We start from the raw sequence: 18712 nt of genomic DNA, 5'->3' as shown, positions 1-18712 counted from the left end.
GCACCCGGCACCCGGCACCCGGCACAGCCAAAGCACCAACCACCTGACACCCGACGGGGCCAGAGCACCAACCACCACCCGACGCCCGGCCCCCGGCACGCCGCACAGGGGAGCACCCGCTCGGCGACACGCCCACCCCGGTTCCGGGCCGACGTGCACCGGCACCCAGCTCGTCATCCCGCCCGCAACCCGCACCCCGCCCGGCACATGCCCCTTCCCCGCTCCACCCCACCCCACCCCCACCTCTGGAGCCGCCATGAGACCCCACACCGGCAACGCCCCGCGTCTCGCCACCGTGGCCACGGCCCTGCTCGGCCTCCTCCTCTCCTTCCTCTCCCTCAGCACCCCCGCACAGGCCGCCCCCACCGGCTTCCGCATCCAGGACGGCCGGCTCCTCGAAGCGTCCGGGAACGACTTCGTGATGCGGGGCGTCAACCACGCGCACACCTGGTATCCGGACCGGATCAGCTCCCTCGCTCACATCAAGGCCAAGGGCGCCAACACCGTCCGCGTGGTCCTCTCCAGCGGTGACCGCTGGACACGCAACGACGCCGCCGACGTGGCGAACGTGGTCTCCCAGTGCAAGCGGAACCGGCTGATCTGCGTCCTGGAGGTGCACGACACCACGGGCTACGGCGAGCAGAGCGGAGCCGTCACGCTCTCCCGCGCCGCCGACTACTGGATCAGCGTGCAGAGCGTGCTGGCCGGTCAGGAGGACTACGTCATCGTCAACATCGGCAACGAGCCGTACGGCAACACCAACTACACGGCGTGGACGGCCGACACCAAGGCCGCGATCCAGAAGCTCCGCGATGCCGGCTTCGATCACACGATCATGGTCGACGCGCCCAACTGGGGCCAGGACTGGGCGTTCACGATGCGCGACAACGCCGCCTCGGTCTTCGCCGCAGACCCGGACGCCAACACGGTCTTCTCGATCCACATGTACGGCGTCTTCGACACCGCCGCCGAGATCACCGCCTACCTGAACCGCTTCGTCACCGCCCGGCTCCCCATCGTGGTGGGTGAGTTCGGCCACGACCACTCGGACGGCAACCCCGACGAGGACACCATCCTGGCCGTGACCCAGCAGCTCCGCCTCGGGTACCTCGGCTGGTCGTGGAGCGGCAACAGCAGCGACGTCGGATATCTGGACATGGTCGCGAACTTCGACCCCGACCAGCTCACCTCCTGGGGTCAGCGGCTCTTCAACGGAGCGAACGGCATCGCCGCCACCGCCAAGGAGGCCGCGATCTACTCGGGCAGCGGTGGTGACACCACTCCCCCGACCGCTCCCGGCACCCCGACCGCCTCCGGGGTGACCTCCTCGTCGGCCACCCTGACCTGGGCCGCCGCCTCCGACGCCACCGGCGTCACCGGCTACGACATCGTGCGGATCAGCGGTGGCACGGAGACGGCCGTCACCAGCAGCACCCGGACCACCGCCACCCTCACCGGCCTGTCCCCCGCCACCTCCCACACCTTCGCCGTCTACGCCCGCGACGCCGCCGGCAACCGCTCGCCCCGCTCGGGCACGGTGACGGTGACGACCTCTCCCGGCGGCTCGCCGTCGGCCTGCGGTGTCGGCTACCGGGTGACGGGCAGCTGGTCCGGCGGTTTCCAGGGCGAGATCGTCCTGCGCAACACCGGCCCCTCGGCGATCAACGGCTGGACGCTGCGCTGGACCTTCCCGGACAGTCAGCGCATCACCAATCTGTGGGGCGGTACGGCGACCCAGAGCGGCTCCGAGGTGAGCGTCGCGGCGGCCTCGTACACCGCGACGATTCCCGCGTCGGGCTCGGTCACCCTCGGCTTCACGGCCACCCGGTCGACCGCGAACCCCAGCCCGACGGCCTTCACCCTCAACGGCGCCGACTGCTCCGTGAGCTGACCGCGCCCCGTACGGCGGTGGCGCCGGGCTCCGGGCCCGGCGGCACCGCCGTTGCTGTGATCCGCGCTACACCCGCACCGGAAAGCGGTTTACGTCGTTCCGCAGTGGTCAGGCGGCGGGGATGTCGCACCGGCCCCCCACCGCCCTGCCCCCGGCGAGACGCGTATGCACCCGTCCGGGTTCTCCGAACTCCGCGCGGGAGGCGTGATGAGCGAGGACACCCTGCGCATGCGCGCGGTCGCGACCGGCGGGACGGAACGGAAAGCGCCGCCCGCGACGGAACCGGCCGGCCGGCGGGACGCCTTCTTCGACAACGCCAAGTACCTGGCGATCGTGCTGGTGGCGATCGGGCACTCCTGGGAGCCGTTGCGGGACGGAAGCCGGACCGTCAGCGCGCTCTACATGGTCGTGTACGCCTTCCACATGCCGGCGTTCATCGTGATCTCCGGTTACTTCTCGCGTTCCTTCGACGCGAGCCCCGGGCGGATCAGGCGCCTGGTCACCGGTCTCGCCGTGCCGTACGTCGTCTTCGAGACGGCGTACACCCTGTTCACCCGGTGGACCGACCAGGAGCCGGACCGGCCGGTGAGCCTGCTGGACCCTCTCTACCTGACCTGGTTCCTGGCCGCGCTGTTCGTCTGGCGGCTGACCACGCCGGTCTGGCAGCGCGTGCGGTGGCCGCTGCCGATCGCCCTCGTCATCGCGATGCTGGCGACGCTCTCGCCGTCCATCGGCAACGACCTCGACCTGCAGCGCGCCTTGCAGTTCCTGCCGTACTTCGTGCTCGGTCTGCTGGTGCGGCCCGAGCACTTCCACCTGGTGCGGCGCCGCGCGGCCCGGATCCTCGCCGTGCCGGTCTTCGCCGGCGCGCTCGCTGTGGCCTACTGGGCGGTGCCGCGGATGAGCGGCGCCTGGTTCTACCACCGCGACAGCGCCGAGGAGCTCGCGGCGCCCTCCTGGTACGGGCCCGTCATGACGCTGGTGACGTTCGGCTGCTCGCTGGTCCTGGCCGCCTGCTTCCTCGCCTGGGTGCCCGGCCGCCGCGCCTGGTTCACGGTACTGGGCGCGGGCACGCTCTACGGCTACCTGCTGCACGGCTTCGTCGCGCAGGGGTCCAAGTTCTGGGGCTGGTACGAGCCGGCGTGGGTGCACCGGCCTCTGGGCGCAATCCTCGTGACGGTCGTCGCCGCGGTGCTCGTGACCGCGCTGTGCACCCCGCCGGTGCGGCGGGTGTTCCGCTGGGTGATCGAACCCGACATGGCGTGGGCGTTCCGCCGGGACGCGCGCGATCAGGCGCGGGAGCGGAACGCGGTACGCGCGTGAAGGGCCCCTCTCACGACTCCGGCCCGAGCCGGATCAGCACCATCCCGGGCGTGCGCGGCACGGACACGGTCAGCTCCTCCCCTCCCCAGACGGCCCGGCCCGCCTCCGCCGACGACGGGTGCAGGACCTCCGCCCGGACGGCCCGGCCCGCCAGGTGCGGGACGGGGATGCGGAGTTCGTCCGGCCCGCCGCGCCGCCAGAGGGAGAGGTACGTCGTGCCGTCGCCGGGGGTCCGCAGCCCCAGGGCCAGCCACTCGTCCGTCCAGCCGGGCAGGCCGAGCGGCCAGAACGGCAGGGCCCGGGCGAGGTCCCCGCGGATCGACTTGTAGACGTCGACGGCAGCGCGGACGAGTGCGCGCTGGTGGTCCGACATGTGGTTCAGGTGGCCGGAGAGGTGGATGCGGCCGAGGAGTGCCCCGCCGAGGGTCCAGGCGATCAGGTCGTCGTCGTGCTCGGGCTGCGGGTAGGCCCAGACGGCGCCCTGTTCGGGTGGGACGGCGGTGGGCGCGGCGGCGGCGATGGGCGGGTAGCGCAGCGGGTCCTGCTGGTCGCTGGTCGACTGGAGCTGGGCCACGGCGAGGGTGGCGCCGTCCATCCGCATGCCGCCGGAGGCGCAGTTCTCGACGACCAGCCCCGGGTGGCGGTCCAGGACCCCGGAGAGCCAGTCGAGGTAGGCCTGGGCGTGGCCGAGCAGGCCCGCTCCCGGCGCGAGGTCGCCGGGGGCCTGGGTGCCGGGGTCGACGACGATGTTGTAGTCCAGCTTGAGGTAGCCCACTCCCCAGTCGCCGGCGATCCGGTCGACCGTCTTGTCGAGGTGGGCGCGGGCGGCCGGGTGGCGCAGGTCGAGCTGGTGGCGGCCCTGCTCGGTGAGGCGTACGCCGTCGCGCTGGAAGAACGCCTCGAGCGGCAGCTCGGCCGCGACGGGGCTGCGAACCCCGACGACCTCCGGCTCCAGCCACAGCCCGGGCACCATTCCGCGCTCCCGGATCCGGTCCAGGACGGCCTGGATGCCGCCGTCGGGGAAGCGGCGCGGCGAGGGCTGCCACGCGCCGACGCTGTCCCACCAGCCCCGGGTGTCGTCGTCGTACCAGCCGGAGTCGATGCAGAAGTACTCGGCGCCGGCGTCGGCGGCGGCGTCGATCAGCGGCAGCAGCTTGGCCGTGGTCGGGTCGCCCATGAGGGTGTTCATGTAGTCGTTGAAGACGACGGGGAGGGCGGTGTGGTCCGGGTGCGGGCGGCGGATCGCCCGGCGGTAGGAGGTGAGGGCGCCCATCGCGGTGTCGAGGTCCGGGCCGAGGGCCAGTGCGCCGGGAACCGTGGTGAACTCCTCGCCCGGTTCGAGGCGGATCCGCCACTGGTGCTCCGCGTCCGTGGGGCCGTTCAGCGCCAGGTAGCTGCCGTGGGCGCGTTCGCCGAGGTCCCAGCGCCAGCCGGCCGGGGACTCGACCTGCCACACCCAGGCCCGGCCGCCGTCCCGCTCGGTCAGCGCGCCCATGGCGAGATGGCCGTCGGTGGGCCAGCTGCCGCGTCCGGTGAGGACGAGGGCCGCCCGGCTGTCGTGTTCGTGGACGTCCGTGTTGATGTCGGCGACGGAGGCGCGCAGCGGCTCGGTGTACCAGCGGCACTCGGCGAGCCAGTCGTTGCGGGCCCGGTGGACGTCGAGGGCGTCCGGGGCGGGCAGACCGCCGAGCAGCAGGCTGCTGACGGACTGGACGACCAGGGGTTCACGGCCGTCGTTACGGAGCCGGACGCGGGAGCGCAGGACGGGCAGGCCGGTCGGTGAGGTGAGTTCGGCGAACGCCGTCAACCCGGTCGCAGGGTCGTGGAGTTCGACGGTCAGCCACTGCCAGCCGTCGCGGCTGCCGGTGCGCTGGCCGCGGTGGGCGAGCCGGGCGCCGAAGGCCGTGCCGGTGAAGCGGGGGCCGGACCAGCCGCTGCCGTGGCCGAGGGCGGTGAGCTCCACCAGCGGGAGCGCGGCGGGCGGCGGGCCGGTTCGGCGATCGTCGTCCGGGTGCGTCAGCCGGACCAGTCGTGGTGTCCCGTCGGCGTCGACCGCGAACCGGGCGTCGAGCGCCTCGTGCCCCCAAGTGAACTCGTTCTGACGCTGGTTGGAGGCCATGTGCGCCGCATCCGCCGTGCCGGTCAAGGTGCTCCCCCTCCTGGCCCCGCCCCGTTGCCGACGAGCGGAGGTCCGCGTGAATCCCTCGTTACGGTCTCTTGACGACCCAAGTGTGACCGGTCACAATCCTCGCATGAATGTGACCGGTCACACAAGGCGCCCGGCGAGCATCAGGGACGTCGCCACGGCCGCCGGGGTCTCGTACCAGACGGTCTCGCGGGTGATCAACGGCCATCCCAGCGTCCGGCCGTCCACCCGGGAGCGGGTGCTGGGCGCCATCGAGGAGCTGGGCTTCCGGCGCAACGCCACAGCCCTCGCCCTGGCCAGCGGGCGCACCCGTACCGTGACCGTGCTCACCGCGAACACGACCCACTACGGCTACGCCTCGATCCTTCAGGGCATCGAGGAGTCCGCCCGAGCCGCGTCCTACGCCGTGGGGATCGGCGTGCTGGAATCCGCCGAGGACGCGGCCGTCGCCGCCGAGGTGCAGCGCGCGACGGACGCGGGCGGCGGGATCGTCGTGATCGCCTACGATCCGGCCGGTGTCCGGGCCCTGGAGGCCGTGCCCACCGGGCTGCCGGTGGTGGGCGTGGTCGAGACCCCGGCGAGCCCGCCCGGCGGCGAGAGCCCGTGGGTGTGGACCGACGACCGCGAGGCCGCCTACCAGGCGACCCGCCATCTGCTGTCCCTGGGCCACGAGACCGTCCACTATGTCGCCATCCCGTCCAGCACCCGTCGCACCAGCGCCCGCACCAGCGGCTGGCGGCAGGCGCTGAAGGAGGCGGGCGCCCCGGAACCCCGGCCGGCACAGAGCACCTGGGGACCGGCAGGCGGCCACGCGGCCGGGCTGGAGCTGGCGCGCGACCCGTCGGTCACCGCGATCCTGTGCGGCAACGACGACCTCGCGCTCGGCGTGCTCCGCGCCCTGCACGAGTCCGGCCGGTCCGTGCCGGGCGAGGTCAGCGTGGCCGGGTTCGACGACGCCCCGCACTCCGCCTTCCTCACCCCGGCCCTGACGACCGTGCGCCTGGACTTCACCGGCCTCGGCCGGGCCGCGTTCGCCCTGCTCCACGGCGCCCTGGAGGAGTCCGCACCGGTCGCCCCGCATCCCGTGTCCGTGCCGGAACTGGTGGTGCGGGAGAGCTCGGGGCCACCTCCCGACGATGACTGAACATCCCTTGAGCGCACCGCAGTCGAGTCCCGCCTCCTGAACCGAACCGCTGCTCGGAAAGGCACGAGATGAACAGAAGAGTTCTCCCCGCCCTGGCGCTGATATGCGCCACCGGCCTGGCCGCCACCGCGTGCAGTGATCCCACCGCCGGGGACGCCGGTTCGGACGGCGCCAGGCAGACGGCGGTCGATCCGACCGCACGGCTGGACGGCGTGAAGCTGACCATGTGGACCGCGCAGAACACGGTCACCGCGCCCCAGCAGGTCATCGACGCCTTCGAGAAGGCGACCGGCGCCGAGGTGGACACCCAGGCGATCCCGGACCTCTACGAGCAGAACGTGCCGACGAAGCTGGCCTCCGGCGACCGCCCGGACCTGATGTTCTGGCAGCCGTCCATCTCCACCCTGCCGTTCGTCCAGCCGCAGAAGAACCTGCTCACCCTCGACGGCGAGCCCTGGGTCTCCAGGCTCGGTGACACGGAGAAGTCTCTCGGCGTCATCGACGGCAAGCGCTACGCGGCGATCGTCACCAGCCCGGCCATGCTCGGCGTCTACTACAACAAGGACGTCTTCGAGCAGGCCGGGCTGAGCGAGAAGGACTTCCCGAAGTCCTACGACGAGCTGCTCGCCCTCGGCCACAAGGTCGTCGACAAGACCGACTCCGCCGCCTTCTACGAGGCCGGCGGCGACAAGTGGCCGCTCCAGTGGCAGATGCAGATCCAGCTCACCGACCTCGACCGGCAGTGGTGGGCCGATCTGAACACGGGCAAGAAGAAGTGGACCGACCCGGTCGTCGTCGGCGCGATCAAGAAGTACAAGGAGAAGCTGCTCGACGCCGGGCTCGCCCAGAAGAACTACCGGACGGGCACGTTCACCGGGCAGGCCGACGCGCTGTGGAAGGGCGAGGCCGGCATGGTCCTCAACGTCACCTCCTTCCAGAGCCAGTTGCAGGCCAAGCACTCCACCGCCGAGATCGACGACAAGATCGGCTGGTTCCCGGTCGCCAACTCCTCGGCCACCGGCCTGTACTCCCCCGACCAGACCAACGGGGTCGTCGCCTTCAGGACCGGTGACGACAAGCGGCAGAACGCGGCCCGGCAGTTCCTCGCCTTCTGGCTCGGCCCGGACTACCCGGACTACATCAAGGCGATGAAGATCCCGTCGGTGCAGCCCTCCGTGCCCACCCCCGACGGACTGCCCGAGACGTCCAAGGCGCAGGTGGCGGCCTTGCCGAAGGCCATCGGCGTGTTCCAGGCCAAGGCCATCGTCGCACCCGACACGCATCTCTACCTGGCCGACATGATCTTCGGCAAGAAGAGCCCGCAGCAGGTCGCGCAGGCGATCCAGGACCAGTTCGCGCAGGTGGCCAAGGCCCAGGGCGCCCCCGGGTTCTGACGATGGCGGACACGGTCGTACGTACGCGCAAGCAGCCGGCTGCACAAGGCGCACCGAAGAGCGTGGGACGACTCCCGCGCGCCGCCGTGCACCACCCCTGGTGGTTCGCGCTCCCCGCGATCGTCGTCTTCGCGGGCTTCTTCCTGGTGCCCAACCTGCTGAACTTCTATTACCCGTTCACCAACTGGTCCTCGTACCACGCGGACATCGCCTTCACGGGCCTGGACAACTTCCGGACCATCGCCGACGACGGTTCGCTGCTGCGCGCGATCCGCACGACACTGGTGTACGCGCTGCTGGCGGCGGTGTTCCAGAACGGTTTCGGGCTCGTGCTGGCGCTGCTGCTGGAGGACGACAGCCGCTTCAACCGGTTCTTCCGTGCCGTCTTCTTCCTGCCGGTGCTGATCTCGGCACTGGCGACCGGGTACGTCTTCCAGGCGCTCCTCGACCAGGACGGAGCCGTCAACTCCGTCCTGGGAACGGACGTCCCGTGGCTGGGCTCGACGACCTGGACGCTGGTGATCGTCACGCTCATCCACGGGTGGAAGTGGATGGGCCTGTCCATGCTGATCTATCTGGCGGGCCTGAAGGGCATCCCCGGCGACATGCTGGAAGCCGCCCGGATCGACGGCGCCGGGCCCTGGCGGACGTTCTGGTCGGTGCGCTGGCCGATGCTCGCGCCGGCCGTCACCTTCAACGTCACCACGGCGCTGATCGGCTCGATGAACACCTTCGACATCGTGCAGGCCACGACCGGCGGCGGACCCGCGGCCTCCACCGAGGTCTTCAACATCTACATGTTCCGGATCTTCGGACAGGGTCTGTACGCCCAGGCCTCCGCCATGAGCCTCGTCCTCTTCCTGGTCGTGGTCGCCGTGGCGATTCCGCTGGTCGTGGGGCTCCGGCGAAGGGAGCAGATGCTATGACCCCGGTGTGGCGCTACGGCCGGCCCGCCCTGGTCCTGCTGCTGGCGGGGCTGGCCGTGGGCGTGCCGCTGTGGCTGGTCGCCGTCACCTCGGCCAAGCCGCAGGCGGAGGCCATCAATCCGAACCTGGACCTGCCCGGGCGGTGGCAGCCCGCGAGCAACTACGCGGACGCCGTCAGCCAGGGCGAGATGCTGCGCGGCTTCCTCAACTCGCTGCTCGTCGTGGTGCCTTCGGTGGTCCTGGTACTGATCCTGGGTGCGGGCGCCGCCTGGGTCTTCGCGCGCCGCAAGTCGAAGCTGGTGTCGGCGGCGTACGCCCTGTGCATCAGCGGGCTGCTGCTGCCGCCCGCCGTCATCACCATCGTGATGGAGCTGCGGCAACTGGGGCTGTCCAACACCCGCCCCGGCATGATCGCCGTCTACACCGGCATGTACCTCTCGACGTCCGTCTTCTTCATGACCGGCTTCATCCGCGCCATCCCGCTGGAGCTGGAGGAGGCGGCCCGGATGGACGGAGCGAGCCCGTCACGCATCTTCTGGCGGATCGTCCTGCCCCTGCTCCGGCCGGTCATCGCCACCGCGACGATCATGGTGATGCTCTACGCCTGGAGCGACGTCTTCTACGCGTTCTTCGTCCTCGGCGGCGGAGACCGGGCGACCCTGCCGCTCAACCTCTACCAGGTCGCCAGTGCCCAGCTCTACCTCAACAACTGGCATCTCGTCTTCGCGTACGTCGTGGTGATGAGCCTGCCCATGGTCGCCGTGTTCCTCGTCGGCCAGCGAAAGATCGTCTCCGGAATCACCAGTGGAGCCGTCAAGTGACTGGAGGTCCAGCAGCGTGATCACCCCCACCCGCATGAGATCCCGTACCAGAACCGCTCTGTTCGCAGCACTACTTGGAGCAGCCGCCATGGCAGCCACCCTCCCCGCCGCAGGATCCGCGGCCGCGGCCGCGGATCCGCAGCGCCTGACCGTCGACCTCAACTCCTCCGAGGGCCCGGTGATGCTCGGCGCCAACGGCTCCCTCTACGGGCTCAGCGACGACGGTGTGCCCAGCGACGCCGTGATGGAACCCCTGAAGATCACCAGCATCTCGCAGAAGCCGGAGGGCGGCGCCCAGCACCCCAACGGCGACGCGCTCACGGTCTCCAAGTCGTTCTTCCGCACCGGCGGCGGCGAGATCAACGTGATGATGCAGGACATCTACGCCAAGTGGCCCTACGAGGACCTGGGCATCGACGACTACCTCCCCAAGGTCGACAAGATCGTCAAGGAGGTGTCGGCCGACCCGAACAGCGACCGCTTCGTCTACATCCCGTTCAACGAGCCCGACCAGATCTGGTACAAGCTCGACGTCGCCGACCAGGCCCAGTACGAGAAGAACCGCGACCGGTTCTTCGAGGACTGGAAGACGGTGTACCAGCGGATCCGCGCGATCGACCCGGACGCGAGGATCGCCGGACCCAACGAAGCCGCCTACCACACCCGTCTGCTGAAGGACTTCCTCGCCTTCGCCAAGCGGGAGAACGTACTTCCCCAGGTGATGACCTGGCACGAGCTCGGCTCCGGCTCCCTGCGCGACTTCCAGGCGCACTACGACGACTACCGCCGGCTGGAGCGCACGGCGGGCGTCGCCCCGCTGAAGATCAACATCGACGAGTACGCCAACCGCCGCGACCTGTCCGTGCCCGGGCAGCTCGTGCAGTGGGTGTCGATGTTCGAGCGCAACAAGGTGTACGCCAACATGGCCTACTGGGACGCCGCCGGCAATCTCAGCGGCCATGTGGTGCGCTCCAACATCCCCAACGGCGGCTGGTGGCTGTTCCGCTGGTACGCGGGCCTGACCGGGAACACCGTGAAGGTGACGCCGCCGCAGCCGAACACTGTCGACACCCTCCAGGGGCTCGCCTCCCTGGACCCCTCCCGCCGCCAGGCGCAGGTGGTGCTCGGAGGCTCGGACGGCGACTCGGACGTGGTCGTGAAGAACGTCCCCCGCTCCGTGTTCGGCCGCACGGTCACCGCGACGGTCGCCGAGGCCGCCTGGTCCGGATACGAGGGGCAGCACGCGGCTCCGCGGGTCCTCGCGCGCACCAAGGTGAAGGTCGCGGAGGACGGTTCGGTGACCGTCCCGCTGCGCGGCCTGCACAGGATGTCGGCGTACCGGATCGTCCTCACCCCCGGCGGCTCCGGCACCCCGTCCGCCGCCGCCGTCCCGTGGTCGGCGTCGTACGAGGCCGAGGACGCGGCCCTCACCGACGGCAAGGTCTACACGCAGGGCACGGTCCAGAACGCGAACGGCTACGCGGCTTCCGGCACCAAGGACGTCGGTTCCCTCAACCAGCCCGGCAGCAAGGTCGCGTTCACGGTGAACGTGCCGAAGGACGGCACGTACGACCTGTCGATCCTCTACGGCAACCAGTCCGGCGGCCCTGCCACGCAGAAGCTGATCGTCGACGGCGCCGACCCGGTGACGGTCACCTACCCCTCCACCGAGAACTGGACCTACCGCGCCAAGAAGGACGTCGGTGTCCGGCTGAAGGCAGGGACACACCAGTTGGTCCTGTCCAAGGGTGACGCCGAGGTCACGCTCGACCGGATCGACCTGACGCCCCGCACCGGCGCGGCCTCCGCGTCGTACGAGGCCACCCTGGCGGACATCAGCGGCAAGCCGTCGTACGACTACTCGTCCTCGGCCGGCGTGGGCACGGGCGCCCTGGTGCTGCGCTCGGGCGACAAGGCCGTCTTCGACGTCTACGCCCCGCGTGACGGCTACTACACGGTGACCCCGCGGACTTCGGCGGCGGTGAAGCTCGCGCTGCACGGCGAGACGGTCACGGCGGCGCCCGGCCGCCCGCTGCGGCTGTACCTCGTCGCGGGCAACAACCGGGTCGCGATGACGTCGGGCCACGCCGCCGTCCGCTCCCTCGACGTCTCCGGCGACGGCTCGGCTTCGGGCGCCCTCTCCTACGAGGGGGCCTCGGCCACGCTCGCGGGTGGCGCGAAGCTCGTCGACTCCCCGCACGCGTCCGCCGGCTCGTACATCGGTCAGTTGGGCAACAGCCCCTCCAGCACCGCCGAGTTCACGGTGACCGCACCGAGGTCCGGCCGCTACGTCCTGGTCGTCCACTACGCCCACAACGACCGCCGGGACAACGGCCACGCCTACAACACGGACATCATGTCCCGTACGGCGGACATCAAGGTCGGAGGCGCCGCAGCGCAGAAGGTCACCTTCAAGAACACCTGGAGCTGGGACGACTACTGGACGGTCGGCGTCCCGGTCGAGCTGGCGAAGGGCACGAACCAGGTGACGTTCGGCAATGCCGGCGCCTGGGCCCCGAACATCGACCGGATCGAGCTGGGCCGGGTCGTGGGCTGAGCCGTGCGGTGACGGGTGCGGTCGCGCATGAGTGAGGCGTCTCCCTCCGCGCGCAGCCCGGTGACATGAGGTCAGCGCGCCCTGGTGCCGCAGCCCGCCGTCCAGGCGGGCTGCGGCACTGTCGCGTCGGGGTCGCCGACGGCATGGTCGTGAACGACATCGCCGAGACGGCCGCCCCACGGCGGCGCCCCACGCCGCCGGTCCGGCCGCGGTGAACGCCGGCGGCCGGGGGCGCACGGCGGGGGGCCGGGGGCGCGCGGCGGGAGCCGGGCCGAGCAGCGCCGCGGCGCTGAGGCTTCAGTCCTCCCCTTCGCTCCGGGCCTGATCCAGCAGGTCGCGCAGCAGCCGCTCCTCGTCCGGACCGAGGCCGGTGACGAAGCTGGCCAGCACGGCCCCGCGGTCGCTCTCGGCGTCCAGTACCTTGCGCATCTTGCGCGCGGCCAGGCCCGCCTGGTCCGAGGCCGGTGTCCAGGCGAAGGACCGGCCGGCCCGCTCCCGGGTGACCGCGCCCTTGTCCAGCAGCCGGGTCAGGATCGTGATCACCGTCGTGTACGCCAGGTCAGCGCCGAGGCGCTCCTGCACCCAGCCGGCCGTGACCGGGCCGTCCGCCTCCCGCAGCACCGACAGCACCAGCGCCTCCAGCTCACCCTGTCCCCGCCGGGGACGCTGCCCGGGATCCGTCACCGCCCTGCCTCACTCTCGCCGTGCGCTGCCTCGCGGACATCGTATAGATCCACAGGCCCGACCCTGTCGGCTTCTACATTGCTGTAGATTTCAGGGTGGCATCCGCACCGCACCCGTCAAGCGCTCAAGAAGGAGCACCCCGTGGGAGTTTCCCTGTCCAAGGGCGGCAACGTCTCGCTCAGCAAGGAGGCGCCCGGTCTCACCGCCGTCCTCGTCGGCCTGGGCTGGGACGTGCGCACGACCACCGGCACCGACTACGACCTCGACGCCTCCGCCCTGCTCCTCGAGGCCTCCGGCAAGGTCCCCTCGGACCAGCACTTCGTCTTCTACAACAACCTCACGAGTCCCGACGGTTCGGTCGAGCACACCGGCGACAACCTTACCGGTGAGGGAGAGGGCGACGACGAGTCCGTCAAGGTGAACCTCGCTGCCGTGCCCGCCGGCATCGACAAGATCGTGTTCCCGGTGTCCATCCACGACGCGGAGAACCGTGGCCAGAGCTTCGGGCAGGTCCGCAACGCCTTCATCCGGGTCGTGAACCAAGCGGGCGGCCAGGAGATCGCCCGCTACGACCTGTCCGAGGACGCCTCGAGCGAGACCGCGACGGTCTTCGGTGAGCTCTACCGGCACGGCGCCGAATGGAAGTTCCGTGCCGTCGGCCAGGGCTACGCCTCGGGTCTGGCCGGTATCGCCTCCGACTTCGGCGTCAACGTCTGACACGTACCGACCTCGCCGCCGGCCCGCACGCGTGCGGGCCGGCGGCCGTACCAGCAACCGACCGGGAGACCCTGTGGCCGACCTGTCCCGACTCCGCCCGGACGACCGCGCGGACTTCGAAGCCGTACTGCACCACGCGCTGGGCACCGCGGACATCCGGGGCGCCCTGGGCGCCGACCCGACCGGCCGGGCGGCAGCGCACCTGCGCGCTCACGCGCTCGCCCGCGCCGACGACATCGCGGCGGCGGCCGACGAGCCGTACCGCTCCTACCTCGCCGTGCGCAGGGCCGCCCGGCACGAGGCGCGGGGTCCGCTCGGCGCGGGCAGTCTGCTGCCGGCCCTCGCGGTGCTCACACCGCTCGTGGCGGGCACCTCCGCCGCGGCGCTGCTCCTGACCGGCGGTCTGCTGCACGTCGCCGGCACTCTCGGCCCGCTGCCCGGATCGCTCGTCGCGGCCGGCTGGACCCTGGCGCTCGTGGCGGCCGTGACCGGCCTCGTCACCCTGGCCGCCCTGCTGCACACGGCCCTGCGCCGGCGCGGCGCGCCCCCGGCCGCCGACCAGGTGGAGCACGCCCGGCTGGTCTGGCGGCAGGAGCTGCTCGACCGCGGGATGCTGCCGCACCTGCGCCGGCACCTGATGCCGCATCCCGAGACGGCGATCACGCCGTGCTCCCCGCCCGATACGCTCGCGCCGTGCCCGGCCCGGGCGAGAGAGGACAGGACACCATGTTCGGACTGAGCGAGCTCGCGATCATTCTCATCGTCGTCATAGCCGTCATCGGGGTGAAGAAACTCCCCGAGCTGACCCGCTCGGCCGGCAAGGCGGCCCGCATCCTCAAGGCCGAGGCCCGCGCGGCGCAGGACGAGGAGGCCGGGACGGCCCCCGCGCCGCGGGTGGTCCAGGGCGAGATCGTCCCGCCGGGCACCGGCACGATCCCGCCCGGCGCCCGCGCGGCGGGCGCCCCGGACCACCGCTGATCCGTCCCCGTGACTACAGCGTGCGCTCCAGACGGTCGGCCACGAGCCTGACGAAGCGCGCCGGGTCCTTGGGCTGGCCGCCCTCGGCGAGCACCGCCAGGGTGTGGAGCAGGTCGGCGGACTCGGCGAGCTCGGTACGGTCCTCGCTCGCCTGGTACGCCTGGTGCAGGCCCTTCACCAGCGGGTGGCCGGGGTTGAGCTCCAGGATCCGCTTGGTGCGGGGCACCTCCTGGCCCATGGCCCGGTACATGTTCTCCAGGGCCGGGGTCAGGTCGTGCGCGTCCGAGACGATGCAGGCCGGGGAGACCGTGAGCCGCGTGGAGAGACGGACCTCCTTGATGTCCTCGTCGAGCTGCTCCCGCATCCAGCCGAGCAGCCCGGCGTACTCCTCGGCCTGCTTCTCCCGCTCCTCGCCGGCCTTCTCCTCGCCCTCGCCGTCGAGGTCGATCTCGCCCTTGGCGACGGACCGCAGCTTCTTGCCCTCGTACTCGCCGACGGCGTCGACCCAGACCTCGTCGACGGCGTCGGTGAGCAGCAGGACCTCGATGCCCTTGTCCCGGAACGCCTCCATGTGCGGGGAGTTCTCGATGCTCTGCCGGGACTCGCCGGTGATGAACCAGATGTCGTCCTGGCCGTCCTTCATCCGCTCCACGTACTGGGCGAGGGTGGTCGGCTCGTCGTCGGAGTGCGTGGTCGCGAACGAGGAGACGGCGAGGATGGCGTCGCGGTTCTCTGAGTCGGTGACCAGGCCCTCCTTGAGGGCGGTGCCGAACTCACGCCAGAACGTGGCGTAGCGGTCGGCGTCCTTGGTCATGAACTCCTTGACGGTGGACAGCACCTTCTTGGTCAGCCGGCGCTGCATCATCCGGATGTGGCGGTCCTGCTGCAGGATCTCGCGGGAGACGTTGAGCGAGAGGTCCTGCGCGTCGACGACGCCCTTGACGAAGCGGAGGTAGGGCGGCAGCAGCGCCTCGCAGTCGTCCATGATGAAGACGCGCTTCACATACAGCTGGACGCCGCGCTTGAAGTCCCGCGTGAACAGGTCGTGCGGGGCGTGCGAGGGGACGAAGAGCAGGGCCTGGTACTCGAAGGTGCCCTCGGCCTGGAGCCGGATCGTCTCCAGGGGCTCGCGCCAGTCGTGGCTGATGTGCTTGTACAGCTCGTGGTACTCGTCGTCGGACACCTCGTCGCGCGAGCGTGCCCACAGGGCCTTCATGGAGTTCAGTGTCTCGGGCTCGGGCGTGCCCTCCCCGTCACCCGCCTCCGGGACCAGCCGGATCGGCCAGGTGATGAAGTCCGAGTAGCGCTTGACGATCTCCCGGATCGTCCACTCGGAGGTGTAGTCGTGCAGCTGGTTCTCGGGGTCGGCGGGCTTGAGGTGGAGCGTGACGGACGTGCCCTGCGGCGCGTCGTCGACCCTCTCCAGGGTGTATGTGGCCTCACCGCGCGACGTCCAGCGCGTCCCCTGGCTCTCCCCGGCGCGCCGGGTCACCAGCGTCACCTCGTCCGCCGCCATGAAGCCGGAGTAGAAGCCGACACCGAACTGCCCGATGAGTCCGTCCGCCCCGGCCGCGTCCTTGGCCTCCCGCAGTTCCTCCAGGAACGCGGCCGTACCCGAGTTGGCGATGGTGCCGATGAGCTGCCCGACCTCGTCGTACGACATCCCGATGCCGTTGTCCCGCACCGTGAGGGTGCGGGCCTCCTTGTCGATGTCGAGCTCGATGTGCAGGTCCGACACGTCGGCGTCGAGCGAGTCGTCCCGCAGCTTCTCCAGACGCAGCTTGTCGAGCGCGTCGGAAGCGTTGGAGACGAGTTCCCGCAGGAAGACATCCTTGTTCGAGTAGACCGAGTGGATCATCAGCTGGAGCAGCTGACGTGCCTCTACCTGGAACTCAAACGTTTCGGTCGTCATGGTTCGCGAATCCCTCACAGGTCCCACAGTCGCCTGAACTGGTGGCTGTCACTGTAAAACACCAAGTCAGGCCGGGGCACCGGAAGTCAGACGAGGTGGGCGAAGACGACCAGGTTCTCGGTGTAGTCGCGGGCCTGCCGGTCGTAGGAACCCGCGCAGGTGATGAGCCGGACCTGGGCGTCCGGTGTGTCGCCGTACACGCGGTCGCTGGGGAAGGCGTCCTTCGCGAAGGACTCCGTGGCGTCGACGACGAAGGTCGCCTTGCTGCCGTCGGCCCGCGCCACCTGGAACCGGTCACCCTTCGTCAGCTCGCCGAGCCCGGCGAAGACGGCCGGGGAGGTCACGGTGTCCACGTGCCCGGCGATGATCGCGGTACCTGCCTCTCCCGGTGTGTGGCCCTTGGCGTACCAGCCGACGAGGTTGGTGTCGTTCGGCGGCGGGGGCTCCAGTTGCCCCGAACGGCCGATGGCGAGGTCGGTGAAGGGCGCGTCGACCGAGATCTTGGGGATGAGCAGGCGGACCGGCCGGGACCGCGGCAGGTGCGGGCCCACCCCGGACGCAGCGGACCGGTGCGGCGCGGCGGAGGTGGGCGGCGTGTCGGGCAGGCCGGGGGCGGCCGAGGAGGCGGCCACGGCCGGCGGCGCGTGCGGTGGGCCGGCGGCGTCGGACGACCCGTCGCGGCCTCCGGCCAGGTTCACGGTCAGGACGAGGACGGCCACCGCCCAGAGCACCGTCACGACGGTGCGCAGCCGCCGCTTCGACGGTTCGGGGCGGGGATCGGGAAGAGCGGGGGGAACGGCTGCCATCAAGGACCACCTCATTCGGGCACGGCAGCGGGGCACGGCAGTGGGACGACGAGCCGGGCCGCCGCGACGCGAGGGGCACGTGCGGCGGCCACGGCGGCTGTGCGGTCAGGAATCGGTCACGCGGCGCCCCGCGAGGCCTTCTGGCGTCGCAGCGCGTACAGGCCGGTGCCGGCCACGGCCAGCGCCGCCAGCCCGCCGGCGGTCACGCCCGGCGCGGAGGCGAGCCCGCCGCCACCGGTGTGCATGCCGCCGCGCGGCTTGTCGTGCTTGTCGTGCCTGCCCTCCCAGGAGCCCTTCTCGTGCCCGTCGTGCTCATCGTGCTTGCCGTGCTCCTCGTACTTGCCGTGCTCCTCGTACTTGCCCTCTTCGTCGCGCTTGTCGCCGTAGCCGTCCTCTTCCTGCTTGCCGCCCCAGTCGTCCTCGCCGCGCTCGCCGTCCTTGTACGTGTCCGGGTCGTGCTTGGGGTTGTCCCAGTCGTCGTCCGCGGTCACCGCGGCCAGCGCTCCGCCACCCGTGTGTACGCCGCCGCGCGGCTTGTCGTGCTTGCCGTCCTTGTGGTGCTTGTCGTGCTTGCCCTCCCAGGAATCCTTCTCGTGCCCGTCGTCCTTGCCGTGCTCCTCGTGCTTGCCCTCTTCGTGGCGCTTGTCGCCGTGCGCGTCCTTGTCGTGCTCGGAGCTGTCCCAGTCGTCCGCGGTCACCGCGGCCAGCGCTCCGCCACCCGTGTGTACGCCGCCGCGCGGCTTGTCGTGCTTGCCGTCCTTGTGGTGCTCCTTGCTGTAGGAAGTGGTGTCGTGGTCCTGGTCGCCCATCGCCTCGGCGTATGCGGGCGCGGCGATCGCGAGGGCCGCCGTGGCAGTGGCCGTCGCGAGCAGCATGCGGGCAGAGCGCATCGGTGAGTCCTTCCGTCGCGAGCCGGGCAGCTGACGCCTTGCCAGCTCACGAGACCCGGCCTCGACGTCAACCACCGTCGGTCACGCCGGGCCGTCCCACCATCCAGGGCGTTCACACGGGTTACGACGGCACTCTGACGGCGGCACACCCCGGAGGCCCGGCCGTCGCCGCGGGAATCGCGAGGTCCGTCCCCCTCAGCGCCGCCCGAACCCCCGGTGCGTCATGCGGGCCGGGTCCGGATCGGCCAGCTGGGCGGCCATGCCGCCGAGGACCAGCCCGCCCGCGATGAGCAGCCCCTGGGACAGGGCGATGCCGCAGCCCAGCACGGCGACGCCGAGTGCCAGCCCCCACCAGGCACCGGTACGCCGGTACTCCCGGGGCCGGACGGGGCGGCCGGACCTCATGGCCCGGGTGAAGCGGGGGTCCTCCCGCTCGAGTCGTGCTTCGAGATCGACCAGACGGTGGTCTTCGGACTGGGGCACGGCTTCTCCTTCCCGGAACCCGAGCGCTTCGCGGCAGGGC

The 18712-nt window shown here is 71.1% G+C and carries 16 protein-coding genes; 10 read left to right on the top strand and 6 right to left on the bottom strand.

Annotated features, from left to right (window positions below; translation table 11 throughout):
* Positions 1 to 256 precede the first annotated feature (256 nt).
* Both IO24_RS0125760 and IO24_RS0125755 read left to right on the top strand, forming a co-directional pair.
* On the top strand, positions 257 to 1891 hold the full coding sequence (locus IO24_RS0125760; RefSeq protein WP_031139366.1) for a cellulase family glycosylhydrolase: 1635 nt from the start codon (positions 257 to 259) through the stop codon (positions 1889 to 1891).
* Between the two features lie 207 nt (positions 1892 to 2098).
* Positions 2099 to 3214, top strand: a complete 1116-nt coding sequence (locus tag IO24_RS0125755) for an acyltransferase family protein (RefSeq protein ID WP_031139364.1) — start codon at positions 2099 to 2101, stop codon at positions 3212 to 3214.
* A gap of 10 nt (positions 3215 to 3224) precedes the next feature.
* Here IO24_RS0125755 and IO24_RS0125750 read toward each other — a convergent pair whose 3' ends face one another.
* Positions 3225 to 5360 (bottom strand): alpha-galactosidase, encoded by a 2136-nt coding sequence (locus IO24_RS0125750; protein ID WP_420823222.1) that lies wholly within the window; start codon positions 5358 to 5360, stop codon positions 3225 to 3227.
* Between the two features lie 106 nt (positions 5361 to 5466).
* Here IO24_RS0125750 and IO24_RS0125740 point away from each other — a divergent pair, with 106 nt between their 5' ends.
* The 5 genes from IO24_RS0125740 to IO24_RS0125720 all read left to right on the top strand — a co-directional run bounded on the left by IO24_RS0125740 (position 5467) and on the right by IO24_RS0125720 (position 12202).
* The gene (locus IO24_RS0125740; protein WP_045296525.1) at positions 5467 to 6504 is read left to right on the top strand and encodes a LacI family DNA-binding transcriptional regulator; all 1038 of its coding nucleotides are present in this window, start codon (positions 5467 to 5469) and stop codon (positions 6502 to 6504) included.
* A gap of 68 nt (positions 6505 to 6572) precedes the next feature.
* Positions 6573 to 7898, top strand: coding sequence for an ABC transporter substrate-binding protein (locus tag IO24_RS0125735; protein ID WP_031139357.1), 1326 nt, complete (start codon positions 6573 to 6575; stop codon positions 7896 to 7898).
* A 2-nt stretch (positions 7899 to 7900) separates the two neighbouring features.
* On the top strand, positions 7901 to 8824 hold the full coding sequence (locus IO24_RS0125730) for a carbohydrate ABC transporter permease (RefSeq protein WP_031139355.1): 924 nt from the start codon (positions 7901 to 7903) through the stop codon (positions 8822 to 8824).
* The gene (locus tag IO24_RS0125725; RefSeq protein WP_031139353.1) at positions 8821 to 9645 is read left to right on the top strand and encodes a carbohydrate ABC transporter permease; all 825 of its coding nucleotides are present in this window, start codon (positions 8821 to 8823) and stop codon (positions 9643 to 9645) included. The genes IO24_RS0125730 and IO24_RS0125725 overlap by 4 nt, the downstream gene beginning before the upstream one ends.
* An 88-nt stretch (positions 9646 to 9733) precedes the next feature.
* Positions 9734 to 12202, top strand: a complete 2469-nt coding sequence (locus IO24_RS0125720; protein ID WP_031139351.1) for a CBM35 domain-containing protein — start codon at positions 9734 to 9736, stop codon at positions 12200 to 12202.
* A gap of 297 nt (positions 12203 to 12499) precedes the next feature.
* On the opposite strand, the gene IO24_RS0125715 is transcribed toward IO24_RS0125720, so the two are convergent.
* Positions 12500 to 12886: a BlaI/MecI/CopY family transcriptional regulator gene (locus tag IO24_RS0125715; protein ID WP_031139349.1), complete on the bottom strand. Its 387-nt coding sequence runs from the start codon at positions 12884 to 12886 to the stop codon at positions 12500 to 12502.
* Positions 12887 to 13027: 141 nt separating this feature from the next.
* On the opposite strand from IO24_RS0125715, the gene IO24_RS0125710 reads away from it, so the two are divergent.
* From IO24_RS0125710 to IO24_RS0125700, 3 genes are all read left to right on the top strand, one after another.
* Complete coding sequence (locus IO24_RS0125710) at positions 13028 to 13603, top strand: TerD family protein (RefSeq protein ID WP_031139345.1); 576 nt, start codon at positions 13028 to 13030, stop codon at positions 13601 to 13603.
* A 73-nt stretch (positions 13604 to 13676) separates the two neighbouring features.
* A complete protein-coding gene (locus tag IO24_RS0125705) occupies positions 13677 to 14342 on the top strand; it encodes a hypothetical protein (protein ID WP_031139343.1) in 666 nt (221 codons plus the stop codon).
* Positions 14330 to 14581 carry a twin-arginine translocase TatA/TatE family subunit gene (locus IO24_RS0125700; protein ID WP_031139340.1) on the top strand — a complete coding sequence of 84 codons (252 nt, stop codon included), beginning with the start codon at positions 14330 to 14332 and terminating at the stop codon, positions 14579 to 14581. The genes IO24_RS0125705 and IO24_RS0125700 overlap by 13 nt, the downstream gene beginning before the upstream one ends.
* Positions 14582 to 14594: 13 nt before the next feature.
* Here the strand turns inward: IO24_RS0125700 and htpG are convergent, their stop codons facing one another.
* From htpG to IO24_RS0125680, 4 genes are all read right to left on the bottom strand, one after another.
* On the bottom strand, positions 14595 to 16493 hold the full coding sequence (gene htpG, locus IO24_RS0125695) for a molecular chaperone HtpG (RefSeq protein WP_031139338.1): 1899 nt from the start codon (positions 16491 to 16493) through the stop codon (positions 14595 to 14597).
* A gap of 86 nt (positions 16494 to 16579) precedes the next feature.
* The gene (locus IO24_RS0125690) at positions 16580 to 17299 is read right to left on the bottom strand and encodes a class F sortase (RefSeq protein WP_078899381.1); all 720 of its coding nucleotides are present in this window, start codon (positions 17297 to 17299) and stop codon (positions 16580 to 16582) included.
* A gap of 116 nt (positions 17300 to 17415) precedes the next feature.
* Positions 17416 to 18189, bottom strand: a complete 774-nt coding sequence (locus IO24_RS0125685; protein WP_031139332.1) for a hypothetical protein — start codon at positions 18187 to 18189, stop codon at positions 17416 to 17418.
* Between the two features lie 195 nt (positions 18190 to 18384).
* On the bottom strand, positions 18385 to 18672 hold the full coding sequence (locus IO24_RS0125680) for a DUF3040 domain-containing protein (protein WP_031139330.1): 288 nt from the start codon (positions 18670 to 18672) through the stop codon (positions 18385 to 18387).
* Between the last annotated feature and the right edge of the window lie 40 nt (positions 18673 to 18712).

The organism is Streptomyces flavovariabilis (assembly GCF_000725785.1).
GTDB classification, from domain to species: Bacteria; Actinomycetota; Actinomycetes; order Streptomycetales; family Streptomycetaceae; genus Streptomyces; species Streptomyces hawaiiensis.
The sequence above is the reverse complement of the archived record's forward strand: the minus strand, read 5'-3'. Positions and strand labels throughout refer to the sequence as shown.

What these genes read in the sequence shown, in the direction of transcription:
- IO24_RS0125735 (WP_031139357.1), top strand. Translation starts at nt 6,573, where the DNA reads ATGAACAGAAGAGTTCTCCCCGCCCTGGCGCTGATATGCGCCACCGGC.
- IO24_RS0125685 (WP_031139332.1), bottom strand. Translation starts at nt 18,189, where the DNA reads ATGCGCTCTGCCCGCATGCTGCTCGCGACGGCCACTGCCACGGCGGCC.
- IO24_RS0125700 (WP_031139340.1), top strand. Translation starts at nt 14,330, where the DNA reads ATGTTCGGACTGAGCGAGCTCGCGATCATTCTCATCGTCGTCATAGCC.
- IO24_RS0125760 (WP_031139366.1), top strand. Translation starts at nt 257, where the DNA reads ATGAGACCCCACACCGGCAACGCCCCGCGTCTCGCCACCGTGGCCACG.
- IO24_RS0125740 (WP_045296525.1), top strand. Translation starts at nt 5,467, where the DNA reads ATGAATGTGACCGGTCACACAAGGCGCCCGGCGAGCATCAGGGACGTC.
- IO24_RS0125725 (WP_031139353.1), top strand. Translation starts at nt 8,821, where the DNA reads ATGACCCCGGTGTGGCGCTACGGCCGGCCCGCCCTGGTCCTGCTGCTG.
- IO24_RS0125755 (WP_031139364.1), top strand. Translation starts at nt 2,099, where the DNA reads ATGAGCGAGGACACCCTGCGCATGCGCGCGGTCGCGACCGGCGGGACG.
- IO24_RS0125690 (WP_078899381.1), bottom strand. Translation starts at nt 17,299, where the DNA reads ATGGCAGCCGTTCCCCCCGCTCTTCCCGATCCCCGCCCCGAACCGTCG.
- IO24_RS0125720 (WP_031139351.1), top strand. Translation starts at nt 9,734, where the DNA reads ATGGCAGCCACCCTCCCCGCCGCAGGATCCGCGGCCGCGGCCGCGGAT.
- IO24_RS0125730 (WP_031139355.1), top strand. Translation starts at nt 7,901, where the DNA reads ATGGCGGACACGGTCGTACGTACGCGCAAGCAGCCGGCTGCACAAGGC.
- htpG (WP_031139338.1), bottom strand. Translation starts at nt 16,493, where the DNA reads ATGACGACCGAAACGTTTGAGTTCCAGGTAGAGGCACGTCAGCTGCTC.